Annotated in this window: 14 protein-coding genes and 1 pseudogene; 6 read left to right on the top strand and 9 right to left on the bottom strand. The window is 69.8% G+C overall.

All coding sequences use genetic code 11. From position 1 onward, the window contains the following. Window positions 1-21: 21 nt before the first annotated feature. The 5 genes from ACGFWI_RS05000 to ACGFWI_RS04980 form a co-directional block, all read right to left on the bottom strand. On the bottom strand, window positions 22-666 hold the full coding sequence (locus ACGFWI_RS05000) for a hypothetical protein (RefSeq protein ID WP_393904504.1): 645 nt from the start codon (window positions 664-666) through the stop codon (window positions 22-24). Continuing rightward, window positions 663-2,000 carry a molybdopterin-dependent oxidoreductase gene (locus ACGFWI_RS04995; protein WP_393904503.1) on the bottom strand — a complete coding sequence of 446 codons (1,338 nt, stop codon included), beginning with the start codon at window positions 1,998-2,000 and terminating at the stop codon, window positions 663-665. Before ACGFWI_RS04995 ends, ACGFWI_RS05000 begins: the two co-directional genes overlap by 4 nt. A gap of 126 nt (window positions 2,001-2,126) precedes the next feature. Further along, a complete protein-coding gene (locus ACGFWI_RS04990; RefSeq protein WP_393904502.1) occupies window positions 2,127-2,750 on the bottom strand; it encodes a CBS domain-containing protein in 624 nt (207 codons plus the stop codon). Window positions 2,751-2,786: 36 nt separating this feature from the next. Then, window positions 2,787-3,683 (bottom strand): universal stress protein, encoded by an 897-nt coding sequence (locus ACGFWI_RS04985; RefSeq protein WP_393904501.1) that lies wholly within the window; start codon window positions 3,681-3,683, stop codon window positions 2,787-2,789. A gap of 60 nt (window positions 3,684-3,743) precedes the next feature. Beyond that, the gene (locus ACGFWI_RS04980; RefSeq protein WP_393904500.1) at window positions 3,744-4,049 is read right to left on the bottom strand and encodes a hypothetical protein; all 306 of its coding nucleotides are present in this window, start codon (window positions 4,047-4,049) and stop codon (window positions 3,744-3,746) included. A 1,153-nt stretch (window positions 4,050-5,202) separates the two neighbouring features. Between ACGFWI_RS04980 and ACGFWI_RS04975 the strand changes: the two genes are divergently transcribed. The 4 genes from ACGFWI_RS04975 to ACGFWI_RS04960 all read left to right on the top strand — a co-directional run bounded on the left by ACGFWI_RS04975 (window position 5,203) and on the right by ACGFWI_RS04960 (window position 7,887). Further along, window positions 5,203-5,406, top strand: a complete 204-nt coding sequence (locus tag ACGFWI_RS04975) for a cold-shock protein (protein ID WP_030788646.1) — start codon at window positions 5,203-5,205, stop codon at window positions 5,404-5,406. Between the two features lie 343 nt (window positions 5,407-5,749). Then, window positions 5,750-7,258 carry a DEAD/DEAH box helicase gene (locus tag ACGFWI_RS04970; RefSeq protein ID WP_393904499.1) on the top strand — a complete coding sequence of 503 codons (1,509 nt, stop codon included), beginning with the start codon at window positions 5,750-5,752 and terminating at the stop codon, window positions 7,256-7,258. 119 nt (window positions 7,259-7,377) lie between these two features. After that, the gene (locus ACGFWI_RS04965) at window positions 7,378-7,518 is read left to right on the top strand and encodes a hypothetical protein (protein ID WP_393904498.1); all 141 of its coding nucleotides are present in this window, start codon (window positions 7,378-7,380) and stop codon (window positions 7,516-7,518) included. Between the two features lie 54 nt (window positions 7,519-7,572). After that, window positions 7,573-7,887 (top strand): SCO5918 family protein, encoded by a 315-nt coding sequence (locus ACGFWI_RS04960; RefSeq protein ID WP_393904497.1) that lies wholly within the window; start codon window positions 7,573-7,575, stop codon window positions 7,885-7,887. A gap of 149 nt (window positions 7,888-8,036) precedes the next feature. Here ACGFWI_RS04960 and ACGFWI_RS04955 read toward each other — a convergent pair whose 3' ends face one another. Then, window positions 8,037-8,414: a hypothetical protein gene (locus ACGFWI_RS04955; protein WP_393904496.1), complete on the bottom strand. Its 378-nt coding sequence runs from the start codon at window positions 8,412-8,414 to the stop codon at window positions 8,037-8,039. A 265-nt stretch (window positions 8,415-8,679) separates the two neighbouring features. On the opposite strand from ACGFWI_RS04955, the gene ACGFWI_RS04950 reads away from it, so the two are divergent. Next, window positions 8,680-9,084, top strand: coding sequence for a VOC family protein (locus ACGFWI_RS04950; protein ID WP_393904495.1), 405 nt, complete (start codon window positions 8,680-8,682; stop codon window positions 9,082-9,084). Between the two features lie 107 nt (window positions 9,085-9,191). Here the strand turns inward: ACGFWI_RS04950 and ACGFWI_RS04945 are convergent, their stop codons facing one another. Further along, window positions 9,192-9,557: a hypothetical protein gene (locus ACGFWI_RS04945; RefSeq protein WP_393904494.1), complete on the bottom strand. Its 366-nt coding sequence runs from the start codon at window positions 9,555-9,557 to the stop codon at window positions 9,192-9,194. A 677-nt stretch (window positions 9,558-10,234) separates the two neighbouring features. Here ACGFWI_RS04945 and ACGFWI_RS04940 point away from each other — a divergent pair. Further along, complete coding sequence (locus ACGFWI_RS04940; RefSeq protein ID WP_393904493.1) at window positions 10,235-13,195, top strand: Tn3 family transposase; 2,961 nt, start codon at window positions 10,235-10,237, stop codon at window positions 13,193-13,195. Here the strand turns inward: ACGFWI_RS04940 and ACGFWI_RS04935 are convergent. Continuing rightward, window positions 13,149-13,757: pseudogene (locus tag ACGFWI_RS04935) on the bottom strand (MFS transporter); the annotation flags it as partial. The gene ACGFWI_RS04940 and the pseudogene ACGFWI_RS04935 overlap by 47 nt on opposite strands. A 48-nt stretch (window positions 13,758-13,805) precedes the next feature. Then, a complete protein-coding gene (locus ACGFWI_RS04930) occupies window positions 13,806-14,891 on the bottom strand; it encodes a recombinase family protein (protein ID WP_393904492.1) in 1,086 nt (361 codons plus the stop codon). Window positions 14,892-15,126 lie beyond the last annotated feature (235 nt).

Raw genomic sequence — 15,126 nt, 5'->3', positions numbered from 1 at the left:
CCGGGGCGACGTGCCACCGGCCTACTTCTTCGGCCCTCGGGACGTCGGCGGCGGGGGTGGAGGCGGAGCAGGCGGAGTGGGCGGTGCAGGCGGAGTCGGCGGTGCAGGCGGAGTCGGCGGTGCAGGCGGAGGCGGGGACGAAGACGCAGGCGGCGGGGGCGGAGTCGCAGGCGGCGGGGAATCCTCCGAGCGTGCACCGGCCGCATGCGTGCGCCACAGCGCGATCAGCAGGCACACCGCGGACGCCGCGAAGAGCGCTGCGGTGATCAGTAGCCAGCGGTCCCAGAAAACTCCGGACGGCAGCGCGGTGTACAGCGAGAAGCCCGGGACGCGACGCAGGATGAGCGGGTACCACACCAACAGCAGCAGGAGCGCGACGAAGGCGGGCACCCGCAGGTAGTTGATCCCGCCTGCCACCACCGGGCCCGGGGTTTTCGCGTCGCGCCGTCGGCGCGGGAAGAGACGTTGCACCACACGGTCGGTGACGGTGTAGAGCGGCAGGAACACCAGGTCGTGCAGGAGGGCCGCGCCGACGAACCAGATGATGACGCCCAGGGTGTCTCCCTTGAGCAATCGCACGCCCGCGTAAGCGGCCAGAAAGAAGGAGCACAGGACCAGGAGGAGGTGCAGCGAAGACGCCCCGTAGCGTTCGCGGAAGCCCTTCACGGTGTGTCCCCGAAGGTGAGGCGGGTGACCCATTTGGTGTTGTGCACACCAGGGTTGGCGGGGACGATGATGCGCGCCGGGTATCCGTGGTCCGGGGAGAGATCGGCGCCGTTGACCCGGAGGGCCAGCAGCGATCTGACATCGCGTACTTGGTTGTCGCGCAGATGCGTCGAGCGGAAGGAGCCGGTGCGCTGCACGGACTCGACGAAGACGCCCGGTGGGCTGTGCCGCAGTCCGACCAGGGCGGCGAGGTCCGTCAGCCGGACGCCGCTCCACTGCTGGTCGTCGGTGGACCAGCCCTCGACGCAGGCAATGGGCAAGGCAGCCGCGTGCTGGGGAAGCGCGAGGACCTGTGCGCGGGTGAAGCTCTTCTCCCGGCCGTCGCCGCGTACGACCAGCCGCCAGTCGGGGCCGATATCGCGGGCCCGGATCCCTACGCTGGCAGCGGTCTTGTTGATCTGGAAGCCGTTGGGACCCTGGCCCGGCTCCTGGCCCCGCGGAGCCAGCAGCGCGGTGCCGCGGAGCGCGCCGCCGATGCTCTGCCCCGCCGTGACGAGGAGCAGGCCCAGCGAACCCGCCCCCACCAGGCCGAGTGCACCACGCCGCGACATGGTGGCAGGCGCGGGATTCGGGGTCACCAGCCCGGTGTCGTCGGCCGGTTCGCTCTCCGTCCGGGCGGCCGGGGTGCGCAGCTCGCTGCGCAGACGGCGGCTGCGCAGGGCCTTCGCCATCACGGGGATACGGAACGCGATATGGACGAGGAAGGCACCGATGAACACCCATGCACCGTAGAAGTGCAGGGTGTAGAAGGAGCCCGGGAAGATGTAGTGCAGCTGGATGTTCAGCACGCCGGTGACGAATTCGAACAGCGCCCCGCCCACCAGAAGCAGCAGCGAAAGCCGTTCCAGCGCATGGCTCGGTGAGCGCAGCGGCGGCCAGGAGAACAGCTTCGGGATGACCGACCACAGCTTCGCCAGCAGCACGGGGATCAGCACCACTCCGAGCGTGACATGAATGCCCTGGGTCAGGCGGTAGAGCCAATACGGACTGGTCGGCCAGGAGAAAAGGTAGAAGCCCAGCCAGCCTTTGTCCGGCGTCTGGTCGTTGCCCGGAGCCAGATCGGGGTTGTAGGCGGCGTATGACAGCAGGCCGGTCACGAACAGCACGGTGATGCCGACGAGCAGGACCAGCCCGAACACCGACGTCAGCCACGGCCCCCGCAGGGGGCTGCGCCAGAACGCGGGGCGCGCCGGGCCGGGCGGCGGACCGCCGGGCAGGCGCAGTCGGCCGGACGAGGGCCGGCGCGGCCCGTCATCGTGGTCGCTCTGCTCCATGACATCCCTTCGTCGTATCCGGGGCGGCTCGGCCCACACGCAGGGACAACATATGCGGCAATATACGCATACAGCACGGAACCATGCCCTTCTGCCGGGCGTCGGACACCGCTTGCCGCGTGCGCTCTACTCCGGCGCCTCCTGGTCAAGCGGGGAGGTGTCGTCCCGCGGAGAGGTGAGCCGGTCGACCACCTCGACCACCCCGTCGACGCTTTCGCACAGCCGCACCGCAATACGGACAAGGATCTTGTGATCCAAGGTGCCGGTGAGCGTCACGGTGCCATCGGCGACATCGACCGTGACCGCGGACGGGGACACACCGAGCGTCCGTGTCAGCACCTCCTCCAGTACCTCCTCCTGAATGGCACGGTCCCGGCGCAGAAACAGTCGCACGAGGTCACTGCGGCTGATCACACCGATGAGCCGGCCGGAGTCATCGACCACGGGCAGCCGCTTGACCTTCTGCTTTTCCATCGTCTTGGCGGCTTCGACGACACTCCACCCGGGTCGTGCCACCACGGCGGGGCTCGTCATGATCGCTTCGGCGGTGGTCGCCCCGAGCTTTGCGATCTGCCTGCGCAGCAGGTCGGCTTCGGACACCACCCCCACCGGCCGCTCGTTCTCGTCGAGAACGGGGACCGCGGTGATGTCGTAGTCGTCGAGCAGGCGCGCGATCTCCTTGAACGGAGTGCCCCGTTGGACGACGACGGCGTGCGGCGTCATCAGGTCGGCAATGCTGCGGTGCCTCATCTTCGGCCGGTCCCTCCAGGTGTGCGCGGGAGCTCGTCACTCGTGCGGAACCACAGCTATCGGGCAGGTCACATGGTGGATGGCGGCATGCGCCACCGGGCCGAGGCGTGGCGCGAGCGGGGGACGGTGGAGCCTGCGGCCGACCACCAGCAGTTCGGCCTCGAAGACCGATTGGACCAGGGCCCGGGTCGGGCTCTCCGGCAGAACGGTCTGCTGTACCCGTACCTCGGGGAATCGCTCACACCACGGACGCAGGGCGTCCTGTAGCTCGACGGCCGCTTCCTTGGTGAGTTCCGTCGCGGCATCGGGGTCCAGGCCCCATGGGGTGTAAGCGTGCACGGGGAGCGGACGCCCATGGACGGCCTGCAGCGGAAGCCCCCGGCTCGCCGCGGCATCGAAGGCAAAGGCCAGCACCCGTTCGCAGGGGCCATTAAGGCTGAGACCGATCACGACCCGCGCTTCCGGAGCGGGTGGCGGGCTGTCGGACCGTTCGTGGCGGGGCGATTTCGCCCGACCGCCCTCCCGGACGAGAACGACCGGCCCCTTGGCCCGGCCCACGACATTCAGGCTCACATCGCCGAGTACATAGCTCTCCCAGGGCCCGAGCGCCCGCGACCCGAGCACGACCATCTGCGACTCGCCGACCGCCCCCAGCAGTGCCGGTTCGGCCTCTGCCGCCTCCAGGTCCTCGATGATGCGCAGACGTGGATGGCGTGCGCGTACCTCGTCCGTGGCCCGCCGCACGATCTGCCGGGCGCCGGCGTTCTGGTCCCGGTCCGGGGGCGTGCCCGGCGCCTCGACGGCCAGCAGTATCCACGCATGGAGAAGTCGCAGCACCCACTGCCGCCGGTCCGCTTCGTCAGCGGCCCAGTGCGCGGCCGCCAGGCTCTCCGGCGAGCCGTCGAGTCCGACGGTGATGACTTCCGGCTCCATCGCTGCCCTCCTTTCGGGCTCGGACAAGTGGACCGGACCGGCCGCCCCGGCTCCCGGGCGTCACTGCCGTTGCGGGCCCGTGTCCGTACCGGGAGCCGAGCCGGCTTGCGTGGCAAGGGCAGCCGCCTGGATACGCCGCTGCACCCCGAGCGCGGCCGACAGGCGGGAGAAGCGGTTCCTCACGGTCTGCTCGGAAAATTGACGCCGCCTGACGACCTGACGGCTCATCACTCCCGCACCGACCCGAGCGAGGAGGACTCCCCTTTCCCCCGGAGACAGCCAGGAGAGCGCCGCACCGGCCATGATCGCGTCGAGCAGCAACACCCGGACCCGCCGGTGTGGTGGGAAGCCTGCTGCGTCACTCATGACGCCCCTCCGACTGGGTACGACGTCTCCGCTCCACTGTCCCCATCGTGGCTCCGATCGCAGGAGCCTGCCATGCCGTACGGTCCGGCAGCTGCGCCCCGGTGACACCGGCGACGCTCGTTGCCGCTCCCGACATTCCGCAGGCCGCGGGCGCCGAATGCCGTCACGAGCCACTGGGCGCGCTCGGGCCGGCCGGCTCCTTACTGACCTCAGCGTTGAGCCGCTGGGCTCCTTCGGGTTGGTCTTCGAGGGAGCCGATGCGGCCGACGTCACGGATCCGCGCCCTGGGCCACGAGTTCACAGGCGCGGGGCGCGGTGCACAACCGGCGGCGGGAGCAACGGCGGTGACCGCCTTCGGAGCGGAGCGGAACGGTGAGCCGGGTGTCGCCCACCGCCCGTGGGAAGACGGGAGTCGTGCCGATCATTCTCCGCGCCACGCCCCGGCGTATGCGGGCGAGGTCGTCGACACCCTCTACCGGCACCGCGCACGGCCCGACCGCCCGGTCGGGGACCCACTTCCGGTATCCAAGCCTCGGATACCCCGGCGGGGCATCCCGGGACGGCAGGCGATTTCGTTGACCACGTGAGAAATATTAGCCACGCGACGTAGCAGATATCTATCATCGGCAGACTAGATTATCTGCGTGTCGGCGATCTGTCCGGGTAGTGGGGCCGACGAGTGGGAGGGGACGAGGAGGGAACCCGGACCGGCTCATCCCCGCGCAACCGCCCCGCGAGAGTCAGGCGGCTCCCCCGTCGGCGGGCGGCCGGTCGTGCGGCGAGCAGCGGAGGGACCGGCTGGGCGCGGGAGCCCGCCGGGGCGGGAGCGGGCGGCGAGCCGCGTCTCCCCCGGCGGGCAGCCGGTGTGCCGATGGCAGATATCTCGTGCCGCAACGACAGAAATATCTGCCACGCCGGTAGGGGTTTTTGTGGGCCGGAAATGACGGGAGCAACAGCCGCGCAGCGCTCCGGGCGCCGTGCTACTGTCGATCTCAGTTGCAGTTGTGGTTCCCAAAGACTTCTCGCTACCTCGTCGGCTTTCCAGGCCGGTTGGAGTGCTTTTGTATTTCCGGACTTTCCGGAGGGGCAATCATCGCGGCGACGCGGGGTCCGCACAGTGCGGCCCCGGGCACTGCCCCGAAGGAGATATGACATGGCTACTGGCACCGTGAAGTGGTTCAACGCGGAAAAGGGCTTCGGCTTCATCGAGCAGGAGGGTGGCGGCGCCGACGTCTTCGCCCACTACTCGAACATCGCCACCCAGGGCTTCCGCGAGCTGCAGGAAGGCCAGAAGGTGACCTTCGACGTCACGCAGGGCCAGAAGGGCCCCCAGGCCGAGAACATCGTTCCCGCCTGACCCTGACGCGTATCACAGCAGCTGGGGCCCGCACCTTGGGTGCGGGCCCCAGCTCGTTGCCCTTTGCGGAATGCGCTGAGCGTGCCGTCACGGCCGTACGAGCGACAAGGGGCAGCCTGTTCGGCGCCGAACCGCACTCTGCTGCGGCAGAACGGCCGCCCGTCCAGCTCTGTGCTCCGGCACCGTGCTCGCCTCCCTTTGCGGCGACACCTTTTCACGCGCCGGCGGTCGATTCCGCCCCGCCTCGTTCCATCTGTTTTCTTCGGTCCGTTCTGCGATTCTTTTGTGTGTGGCTGATAGCTGCCGGGAATTCTTCGACGTACCGCATCGAGGAAGGTTCTCCATGAACCGCACCGCTCGCCCGAACGACCGCTCCTCCCGCACCCGTTCCGCCGGCGCCGCCGGATCCGGCCGCGGCGGCTACCGCTCGCAGGCGTCGAACCACTCCGGAAGCAAGCGGCGTCGGCCCGCCGCCCGGCCCGCCGAGTTCGCGCTGCCCGTCACGCACACCCCCGCGCTGCCGGCGGCCGAGACGTTCGCCGCACTGGACATGCCGCCCGCGCTGCTGGCCTCGCTGACCGCGGAAGGGGTGACGGCCCCGTTCCCGATCCAGGCCGCCACGCTGCCGAATTCGCTGGCCGGGCGCGATGTGCTGGGCCGTGGACGCACCGGCTCGGGCAAGACGCTCGCCTTCGGCCTGGCCCTGCTGGCCCGCACCGCCGGCCAGCGCGCCGAGCCCGGCCGGCCGCTCGCCCTGGTGCTGGTCCCCACACGCGAGCTGGCCCAGCAGGTCACCGACGCGCTCACCCCCTACGCCCGGTCGCTGTCGCTGCGGCTGGCCACCGTCGTCGGTGGTATGTCGATCGGCCGCCAGGCCAGCGCGCTGCGCGGTGGCGCCGAGGTGGTCGTCGCGACCCCCGGACGGCTCAAGGACCTCATCGGCCGTGGTGACTGCCGGCTGAACCAGGTCGCCATCACCGTGCTGGACGAGGCCGACCAGATGGCCGACATGGGCTTTATGCCCCAGGTCACCGCCCTGCTCGATCAGGTCCGTCCCGAGGGGCAGCGGATGCTCTTCTCGGCCACCCTGGACCGCAACGTCGACCTTCTGGTCCGGCGCTATCTGACCGACCCCGTGGTCCACTCCGTCGACCCCTCGGCGGGCGCCGTCACCACGATGGAGCACCACCTGCTGCACGTCCGCGACACCGACAAGCACGCCACCACCACGGAGATCGCCGCCCGCGAGGGCCGGTCGATCATGTTCCTGGACACCAAGCGCGCCGTGGACAAGCTCACCAAGCACCTGCTGAACAGCGGCGTGCGCGCCGCCGCACTGCACGGCGGCAAGTCCCAGCCCCAGCGCACCCGCACCCTGGCCCAGTTCAAGACCGGCGATGTCACCGTCCTGGTGGCCACCAACGTCGCGGCCCGCGGCATTCACGTCGACAACCTCGACATGGTCGTCAACGTCGACCCGCCCACGGACCACAAGGACTACCTGCACCGCGGCGGTCGCACCGCCCGCGCCGGTGAGTCCGGCAGCGTCGTCACCCTCGTCCTGCCCAGCCAGCGCCGCGAGATGGACCGCCTGATGGTCGACGCGGGCATCAGCCCGCAGTCCACCCAGGTCCGCTCCGGGGAGGCCGAGCTGAGCCGCATCACCGGCGCCCAGGCGCCGTCCGGTGTTCCCGTCACCATCACCACACCGGTCGTCGAGCGCGCCAAGCGCAGCGGCTCCTCCACGCGGGGCCGCCGCAGCCGCTCCGCCCAGGACCGTCGGTCCACCGGATCGACCCGTACGGCGACGGGGACGTCGCAGCGGCAGCGATCCGCCGGCAAGGCGTCATAATCCGGTCCGGCCGGTCATGCCCGGCTCGCTGGCTCGCCACACCACGTAGGCTTCCGTTGGCGCTGCTTCAGCCCCACCCCCGGCATCCGCACTGCTCCGGCAGGGCGGCAGGCAGTGTCATGACCGCGCCGGGACCAAAGGTCGGCGACGACATGCTCGCCGGCCTGGCCCTCTCCGCCCTCAACGACGCACGCGCCGACCAGCTCCTCGTCCGCGACGAGGACCGGCGCACCCTGGGAGTCATCGCTCTCGCATGCTGAACCGTCCCCGCCGCCAATCTGTTTCCGGCTTCTCTTCGACCCTGTAGAGGCACTATGCGAGTCGTCATCGCCCGCTTCCCCTTCGACCTGATCAAGACCGAGGTACAGGATGCGATGAAGGGCATCAAGCCCGAACCCATTACGGGTGAGTCCGTGATCATCGGCAACCGTCACTACCCCGTCAAGCAGGTCGGGGAAGTCATCACCCGGCAGGACCGTCGTGACTTCTCCGCCGGCGAGGTGTCCCGAGCGCTCACCCGCCTCGGCTTCACCTGCCGCTCCGCGCCCCCCGTCGCCCGCACCCCGCTCGAGGAGGCATCGGCCCTGCTCCAGGCGCCGGCAGCCCCTGAATGGGATCCGGAAAGCTGAAACCCGTCAGGGATATGGGCTCGGGCCGCGCCGGCCGGAGCCCATATCCCTGTTCTGCCGTCATGCCGTTCCCGTCCGGGTATCTGACGGGTCGCCGGTACGGCCGACGCAACAACGGCCGGGAGCCGGGAGCCGGACCGTGGCAGGGTTCAGCGGTCGGAGTAGCGGAAGTCGCCCACCGTCCAGGCGCCCACATCCTCGATCGCGACGCGGTACATCCCGCCGGTCTCGGGAAGGCCGATGCTTCCCTGCAGGATCCTCGCCACATGGAAGTGCAGATGCGTGGGCGGACCGCTCCGGTCTGGCGAGCGGGAGTTCATCACGGCTGAGGAGAAGAGCGCGGAAAACGGACCCAGCCGTTCCGATTGCTCCAGGACCTCGGCCACACGTTGCCGCCACACGACCTCGGGCGCCAACCGTCCTGTGATGACAGCGCCTTGGACAACAGCAGTGAGAGACATCTGATTGCTCTGCTCCGACTCCACCATGGTGGCGATGTCGACAAGCAGCTCGTCGGGCTTCGACATGGGAGCAGACTTTACTGCCGCGACCAGCCGTTGGCAGCACACCCGGCGGCGGTCAGTCGCCCCATGATGCCCTCCTGACACTCGTACGGCTCTCGTGGGGCTGCCGTACGGCTCTCCTGTCGCACTTGTGCCGTGCCCGGATGGGACGGCGGCAGCGGGACCGCCGTCGGCCGCGGGGGCGTTCCCGTTCCGCGGCGTGCCGGAGCCCTCACGGGGTAACGGTCCGAAGAGGCGGGCGGGCGCCCGTCGACAGGAAGGGAAGCGGATGGCCATAGCCAAGACCAGCGTCCTGGTACTGGACTGCGCGGAGCCCGCGGCGCTGGCGGACTTCTACGCCCAATTCCTCGGCGGCGAAGCGCGGATCGGGACCAGCCCGGACTACATCGAAGTCGTCGAGAGCGGCACCGTCCACCTCGCGATACGGCGGGACCGCGGTGCGGCGCCGCCCAGTTGGCCCCGGCCCGACGACTCACAGCAGGCACATCTGCACTTCCTCGTCCCGCAGGACAACATGGACGAGGCGGAGCGCGAAGCGATCGGCCTGGGAGCCCGGCCGTTGCAGACCCGGGGGAACGGCGGGCCGTACGACGCCCGCCGGTATGCGGACCCCGCGGGCCACCCCTTTGTTCTCGCCGCGAGCGAGGGCCACGCTCTGGGGCAGGCGAACTGAAGCGCCCCGTCCACACGCCGCGGGCCGGGCCCCTGCCCGGGGTCCCGGCCCGCGCGGGTAGGCACGGACGGTTCACGGAACACGCGCCGAGGCCGGCGCGGTAACCCTCAAGGGTTCTGCGGGTCGACGCCCGTATGCGCTTCGGCGTCCCGGCCCCCGCTGGGCCGGCGCGAGGGCCCCTTCGACCCCATGTCCCGCATGCCCTTCTCGTCGGAATCGGCAGCGATCTTCTCGCCGCTGCGCGTCTCGCTCTTCACTTCGCTCGCCGGCGGCACCTTCTTCTTCCCCGACGACGTCTCCTTGCTGCTGTCCCTCTCGGGCGCATGGCGCTCGGGGTGGAACGACTTGTGCGCGCTCTCGTTCTTCTGCTGCTCGGTCTGGTCGACATCGGGCGACCAGCCGTGTTGTTCGTTTCCCTTGTGCGTGCTGGGGCCCTCACCCATCTTCGGGTGCGACTTCCCGTGCTTAGTCATGTCTGCTCCCTGTGCTGGCTCACCGACGGGCGGCGCCGGCCTGCGCCCTGCGCGGTGACAAGCCTGCGCGGTGGGCGGCAAGCCCTCGCGTCCTGTGGGCCTCCGGCTCATGTGCCGTGCCCATGCCGCTGTGGCCCAGGTGCCGAAGACCCCCCACGTCCAGCCTGCGGGCCGACCGGATCATCCGCATCTCAGCCGGGGGCGAGGCAGGGGCCCGGCCGGGACCGCCCGGTTCTGCCGGTGCGCTCGCTCCGGACGCGGAACGCGGTTGTGCCGTCTCTCTCCGTACGGATGGGGTCTCTGACGTGCCCCGGGCCCGGGACACGGCGCGGCGGACGGTTCCCCGGAGCCGCCTGGCGCATGCGCTCAGCGCGCATCCTGCTGCCGTACAGCGGGCTCGTCTGAAATTGGGGCTCGGCTCTCGCCGGCCGTGCCCGATGGCTCCGCCGCGCGCAGGAGGGTGCCCGGCAGCCCCGGAACGGCACTGCCCGGCGGATCACCGCTGTCGGTGATCCGCCGGGCAGCGGTCGGTGCCTCGTGTCGGCCCCGAAGTCCTAGCTCAGACACGAGGGAACAAGTAACCCGCCGGTAGGTTCTGGGGCCCGTTTCCCGGTGGTGGGACGCCTCGTTGGGCTGTCCGGGTGAATGCCCGGGAGGCCGATGGCAAAGGGGCGGGTGTGCGGCAGGAGTGGTCGCCGGAGGAGTTGCTGGCGAGCTGGACCCTGGTGGATGGCGACTGGAAACTCGTGGCCAACAAGACCGGGCCGACGAGGCTCGGCTTCTGCCTGATGTTGAAGTTCTTCGAGATCGAGGCCCGGTTCCCGGAGTTCATCGAGGAGTTCCCTCAGCCCGCGGTGGAGTACGTCGCGGGTCTGGTGAAGGTGCCGGCGGCGGATCTGGCGAAGTACGACCTGGCGGGCGCGAAACGGCACCGCAAGCAGATCCGTGAGGCCCTGGAGTTCCGGCCGCCGACACGCGCCGACGAGGAGTCGCTGACTGCGTGGCTGGCCGCGGAAGTGTGCCCGGTCGAGCTGGTGGAGGACCGGCAGTGCGAAGCCCTGCTGGTGGAGTGCCGTACGCGGAAGATCGAGCCGCCAGGCCCCACCCGTATCGAGAAGGTCCTGGTCGCGGCGCGGGGCAGGTGGGAGCGGGCGTTCTGCGCCCGGACCATCGAGCGACTGAGAACAGTGGGCAGGGCCCGGCTGCTGGCGCTGATCGCCGAGGGGAACGACGAGGGCACCACGCTGCTGGCCGCGCTCAAGCGCGACCCGGGAGCTGTCGGTCTGGACGCCCTGCTGATGGAGATCCTCAAGCTCACGTCGGTGCGGGAACTCGCCCTCCCAGACGGGCTGTTCGCGGACTGCTCGGAGAAGCTGGTGGCCGCGTGGCGGGCGCGGGCGATCAAGATGTACCCCTCGGACTTCCGCGACACGAGCGAGGACGTACGGATCACGCTGCTCGCGGCGCTGTGCTCATCTCGGCAGGCGGAGATTACCGATGCCCTGGTCGACCTCCTGATCGCTCTGGTTCACAAGATCAACACCCGTGCGGAGCGGCGGGTGGAGAAGCAGCTGACGGCGGAGTTGAAGAAGGTCCGGGGCAAGGAGGGGATCCTCTTCAAGCTGGCGGAGGCCGCGGTCGGCAAACCGGACGAGGTCGTGCGGCGGGCGCTGTATCCGGTGGTCGGGGAGAAGACGCTCAAGGACCTGGTGGCCGAGGCGAAGGCGAACGAGAAGGTTTTCAAGGCGAAGGTCCGCACCACGCTGCGCTCCTCCTACAGCTCGTACTACCGGCAGATGCTGCCGCCGCTGCTGAACACGCTGGGCTTCAAGTGCAACAACACCGCCTACCAGCCTGTGATGGACGCCATGAAGCTGCTGAAGAAGTACGCCGGCGTCGACGGCAAGACCCGCTTCTACGACGCCGCCGATGTCGTGCCGATGGACGGCGTCGTGCGCAAGGAGTGGCGGGAGGCGGTCGTCGACGACAAAGGCAGGGTCGAGCGCATCCCGTACGAGTTGTGCGTGCTGGTGGCGCTGCGGGACGCGGTGCGCCGCCGGGAGATCTACGTGGAGGGCGCGGCCCGCTGGGGCAATCCGGAGGACGATCTGCCCGGTGATTTCGAGGCCACCCGTGCGGTGCACTACGCCGCGATCCGCCAGCCGCTGAACCCGCGGGCGTTCATCGCGGATCTGAAGAAGCGCATGCCCTCGGCCCTTGACAGGCTCTCGGCGGCGCTCGCGGACGGCTCGGCGGGCGGAGTGAAGGTCACCACCCGCAAGGGCGAGCCGTGGATCACCGTGCCGAAGCTGGAGCCGCTGGCCGAGCCCACCGGTCTCCAGGCGCTCAAGGACGAGGTCGTACGACGGTGGGGAGTCCTCGACCTCCTGGACGTGCTGAAGAACGCCGACTTCCTCACCGGCTTCACCGACGAGTTCTCCTCGGTGGCCGCCTACGAGCGCATCGACCGCGACATCCTCCAGCGCCGCCTCCTGCTGGCCCTCTTCGCCCTGGGCACGAACATGGGCATCCGCGCGATCGGCGCGACCGGCGAGCACAGCGAGAGCGAGGCCGCACTGCGGCACGTGCGCCGGCACTTCATCACCGTCGACAACCTCCGCGCCGCCGTCACCCGGCTGGTGAACGGCACGTTCGCCGCCCGCGATGCCGCCTGGTGGGGGCAGGGCACAGCGTGCGCGTCGGACTCCAAGAAGTTCGGATCCTGGTCCTCGAACTTCATAACCGAGTACCACGCCCGCTACGGAGGCAACGGCGTGATGATCTACTGGCACGTCGAGCGGAAGAACGTCTGCATCTACTCCCAGCTCAAGTCCTGTTCGTCGTCGGAGGTCGCGGCGATGATCGATGGCCTGCTGCGGCACTGCACGGACGCCGAGATCGAGTCCCAGTACGTCGACACCCACGGCGCCTCGGTGGTCGGGTTCGCGTTCACCGAGCTGCTCAACTTCCGCCTGCTGCCGCGGTTGAAGAACATCGGCAGCATCCGCCTGTACCGCCCCGACGACACCCCGCCCGGCTGGCCCGCGCTCGGCGCCTCGCTGACGCGGCCGATCCGCTGGGAGCTGATCGAGCAGCAGTACGATCAGATGGTCAAGTACGCCACCGCGCTCCGCCTCGGGACGGCGGAGGCGGAGCAGGTGCTGCGGCGCTTCACCCGCGGTGGCCCCAAGCACCCCACCTATGCCGCGCTCGAAGAACTCGGCCGTGCCGTGCGCACCATCTTCGCCTGCGACTACCTTGCCAGCCCCGGCCTGCGTCGCGAGATTCACGGCGGGCTCCAGGTCGTGGAGAACTGGAACAGTGCGAACACCGTGCTGCACTACGGCAAGGACGGCGCGCTGACCGGCCCGGACAAGGAGCACGCCGAAACGTCGATGCTCGCCCTGCACCTGCTCCAGTCCGCGCTCGTGCACGTCAACACCCTGCTCCTCCAGCAGGTCCTGGCCGAACCGGCCTGGGCGAAGAAGCTGAGCGATGAGGACCGGCGCGGGCTGACCGCGCTGTTCTGGTCCAACGTCAACCCGTACGGCACCTTCCACCTGGACATGGACAAGCGCCTCGACCTGGGGCTCACCGTGCCGCGCCCACGGGAACCCGGGTGGGCGGGTGCCAGGTGAGAATCCAGCCGGCGGTAAGCGCCGCCGCACCCCCTGCCAGGGCGATTGCGCCGCCTGTTCCGATGCCTGCGGCCACCGCGCCGAAGCAGGCCGGGCCGACGCCCTGCAGCGTCATGCTGCCGGAGCCGAGCAGACCGAATGCCTGGCCTTGGCCATCCTGCGGCAGGGCGTCCAGGAACGGGCGTTGCAGGCCGAGACTGTAGGCGAATCCGAAGCCGCAGAGCAGCAGCAGACAGGACGAGACACCCACTCCGGGCTCGGCAGCGAAGCCGACCAGTGGCAGGCCCATCAGCGCAATCAACGGGACCACCAGTCGCTCCCGGGTGGGCGGCCGTAGGAGTCGGCCCACCAGAAGGTCACCGACGAGCATGCCGACCGGCAGACAGCCCATCAGCACCGCGTACCAGCCGGGCGCGAAGTGGCGTCCTCCCGCGTAGGCGACGATCAGACCCTCCGCGCCCGCTACGAACGCGCACGGCAGCCACTGGGCCAGCATCAACCGTCGCACCGACTGTCCGCGCAGCAGCAGCCCGGCACCGCGCAGGCTCGCCCGGACCGTCCCGTCATCGGGCTTGGGGAACATCGGTACAGCGGTTGGCGCTGAGAACGATCATGGTTCCTGGGTGGCGGTCTCCGAGTTCGGGTGAGGTTGGGTCTGGAGTCGCTGGCGGAGATCGGCTTCCTCCGGCGTGAGCGGATCGTCCGGGCGCCGGATGCGGACTCGGCGGGGACGTGGGGTGTCGTTGACGTCCTGGAGATCGGCGAAGTCGGCGTGCGCCGCCTCGACGGCCTCGGGGTACGCCTGCTTCTTCTCGTGCTCGGTGAACGCGCGGTAGATGCTCGCGACGCTGGGGGCCTGGCCCTTGCGTTTGCCGGTGGGGATGATCAAGTCGGGCTGGATCTGCTCGATCGACTCGCCGTTCGCCCGGCGCCGGAGCACGGTGTGCAGCATGTCCTCGGTGATGACGGGCGGTCGGCCGCCGTGCTTGCCCTTGCGGGCCGCCGCGTCGAGTCCTTCGAGGGTCGACTCCCGGATGTTCTCCCGCTCGGTCTCCGCCATCGCCGCGAAGAACGCGAACAGCAGGCGGCCCGGCCCGCTCGGGTCGTACATCCCGGGCAGGGGCCCGGCGAGCATCTCCAGGACCAGGCCGTGGGCGGTGAGGTGGTCGGCGAGCGCGGTGAGTTCGGCGGCGTCGCGGCCGAGGCGCTTCATCTCGTAGACGGTGAAGATGACGCGGCAGTGCGGGGCGTGGGCCTTGATCTGGCGGGCGAGCGCGAGCGCGGCCTCGAACTGGGGTCGGACCCGTACGCGGGTGCTGATCTTCTCGGAGAACACCTTGTCGCGCTCGATGCCGTGCTTGGCGAGGGCGTCGAGCTGGGACTGGAGTTCCTGGGTGAGCGTCGAGCACCGGGCGTACCCGATGCGGATGTCGGCGCTCGGGGTGTCCGGTGCGAGGGCGAGCGGAACCGGGGTGCCGGGGCGCCACGGCTGGCCGGGGGCGCGGTCGGCGGGGGTGGGCACGCGCAGGAGCTTGGCGAGCCGGGGCACCTTGGTGAAGCGGCCGGTGTGGTAGGTGCCGGCGACCGCGCCGGAGCGCGAGCGGCACGGCGAGCCGGGTTCGGCCCGGCAGCGCGGGCAGGGGTGGCGCTCGACGTCGTCCGCGTCGCTCGGGGAGGCTTCTTGAGGGACCGTCATGGCGCCGGATGCTGTCACAAACAATTCTCAGAAGTGCCCCGAACCCACCTTTGAGTGAGAACGAGTTCTGCGAGCTGAATCGCCGGTTCGTGATCACCGGGACGCCGTCTTTGATCTTGCTCGGGCAAAGGACCGTTTATGAGATTCGGGACAAGGGGCCGGTTCGGCTCGACCGGCTGCCTCAGCCGTCAGGCCGTCGCTTACTGGAAGAGGATCGTCTGCCTGGCCTTTCCCG

This window comes from Streptomyces sp. NPDC048434, from assembly GCF_043200375.1.
Classification (GTDB): Bacteria; Actinomycetota; Actinomycetes; order Streptomycetales; family Streptomycetaceae; genus Streptomyces.
This window is presented reverse-complemented; position numbering and strand designations above follow the sequence as displayed.